Annotated in this window: 1 protein-coding gene and 1 pseudogene; both read left to right on the forward strand. The window is 63.7% G+C overall.

Going from position 1 to position 2,399, the window contains the following annotated elements; translation table 11 throughout:
- Positions 1-1,159: pseudogene (locus tag WCA53_RS16140) on the forward strand (hypothetical protein); the annotation flags it as partial.
- 228 nt (positions 1,160-1,387) lie between these two features.
- Positions 1,388-2,399 (forward strand): GTP 3',8-cyclase MoaA (gene moaA, locus WCA53_RS16145; protein WP_423912307.1); only part of this gene is annotated, 1,012 nt, incomplete at its 3' end.

The following is a 2,399-nucleotide window of genomic DNA, read 5'->3' on the forward strand; positions in this document are numbered from 1 at the left end:
AGGCGAAACGGTGGATTCGGACACGACGGAAGACCTGCAAGCTGGAGCCGAATCGCTTCAGGGCGGCGCCGTCGATATGACCCAGGCCGATCAGGCCAGCGCGGCGCGTGAAGGTGAAGAGCGCCGCCGTCGTCGTCGCGGCCGTCGTGGTGGACGCCGTGATCGCGAGGAAGAAGGCGTTGCGGTCAATCAGGCAGCCGATGTTGCGGAAAACGAAGTCATGGCGGATAGCGACCGTGCGCAAGCCGGCGTGTTCGATACGGATTCGTCGAACGATGCCGACGACAGTCGCGATATCGCACCGGCACCCGTGGCAAGGCCGGTAGAAACGGCACCGGCGCCCCGCGCGCACGAGCCGGTTCAAGTTGCGACGGTCGAGCCGGTTGCGGCCGCAGCGATTCGAGTGACCGAGTTGCCGGAGCAGGCTCGCACAGCTCCGGTTGAAACCAAACCGGTGGAAACTGCGCCGGTCGTCGCCGCGCAACCTGAAGTCGCGCCGACTCAAGCGGTGCAGGCAGAGGTAGAGGGCTTGTTGGTCACGCACGCTTCGCACGAAGCGCACGTTGCTCCGGCGGCACAAGAATCATCGGCTGCTACACCTGCCGATATCTTCGAAAAGCCCGTGTCGCGGCCGATCGAAAATCCGTTCGGAGCGGCGTCGAAGGTCATCGAGCAACCGGTAGTGGCCAATCCGTTCGGCGACACCCCGGCGGCACGTGCACCCGTCGTGACGCAAGTAGCGCCGGCCGCGGTCGAAGCCGAACCGGTGCAAGCGGCTCCTGTCGCCGTCACGCCGGCACCGGTAGCCGTGGCGCCTGCCGCCCCGGTCGTGGCTCAAGTGTCCGCGGTGGTGGAACCCGAGCCAGTCAAGACGTTCGAGCCGGTGGAAACCAAAGCGGTGGAAACCAAGCCGGTGGAAGTCACCGCACCCGCAGCAGCAGCGCCGTCCGCGCCGGTTGCGTTGAAAGACGAAGCGCTCAAGCCGATGCTGGATTCGGCGGGTCTTGTCTGGGTGAACACCGACGCCGACAAGCTTCGTGCAGCGCGCGAAGCCGCGGCCCAGGCGGAAGCGCCGAAGCAGGTTGTGCGCGAACGCAAGCGCCTGCCTCCGCTCGACGCCGAGCCGATGCAGCAAGTCGAAACGGGCAAGGACGCGTAAGCTAGCGTTCGGTCAGCTCTGAAAAGCGCCACGCGACTTCGGTCCGTGGCGCTTTTGTGTTCGGGGACGGCGCAATACTTGCGCGACAGGTAGTGGCGAAACGCCTTTTCGACGCGCGTCCGCTAACATGGTAAGTTGTAAGTCTTGCGAAGCTGCAGAACCATCGCGGACGTCGGTTACACCGTTACACAGTGACGCGGCCGCCGACTGCGCAAAACGAAAACGATCATGTCTCGACGCATCATTCCCGTCACCAATGTCTCGGCCATTCCCGACGTTTCCGGGCTCGCCAGGACACCGCGCGGGCGACTCACTGACCGTTTCTCGCGCGAGCTGCGCGACTTGCGTATTTCGGTCACGGACCGATGCAACTTCCGCTGTGTCTATTGCATGCCGCGTGAAGTCTTCGACAAGGACTACGCGTTTCTTCCCCATAGCGCCCTTCTGTCGTTCGAAGAAATCGAGCGGCTGACGCGATTGTTTGTAGAACATGGCGTCGAAAAAATCCGTCTGACCGGCGGCGAACCGCTGCTGCGCAAGAACATCGAGTTCTTGATCGAGCGTCTCGCGCTACTGCGCACGCCGGAAGGCCGGCCGCTCGACATCACGCTCACCACCAACGGTTCTGTTCTTGCCCGCAAGGCGCGCTCGCTGAAGGACGCAGGGTTGTCGCGCGTAACGGTGAGTCTCGATGCGCTGGACGACGCCCTTTTCCGCCGCATGAACGACGCCGATTTCGCAGTGGCCGACGTGCTCGGCGGAATCGACGCCGCACACACCGCCGGCCTTGCGCCGCTCAAGGTCAACATGGTGGTCAAGCGCGGCACCAATGATCACGAAATCCTTCCAATGGCGCGCCACTTCAAAGGCAGCGGCACGGTGCTGCGGTTTATCGAATATATGGATGTGGGCGCGTCGAACGGCTGGAACATGAGCGAGGTGTTGCCATCGGCGGAAGTGGTGGCGCGCATTGCCCAGCATTTTCCATTGCGCCCGCTCGATGCCCAAAGCGAAAGCGAAACCGCGCAACGCTGGGGCTACGAAGACGGCACGGGTGAAATCGGCGTCATTTCGAGCGTTACGCGCGCGTTTTGCGGAACCTGCACGCGTGCCCGCCTTTCCACGGAAGGCAAGCTTTACCTGTGCCTCTTCGCAACCTCCGGGCACGACTTGCGCGCGCTGCTGCGCAGCGGCGTGAGCGACGCCGGCATCGCCACGGCCATCGCGCGAATCTGGGAAG

The sequence above is a fragment of the Caballeronia sp. genome, from assembly GCF_049581465.1.
In the GTDB taxonomy this organism is placed as follows: domain Bacteria; phylum Pseudomonadota; class Gammaproteobacteria; order Burkholderiales; family Burkholderiaceae; genus Caballeronia.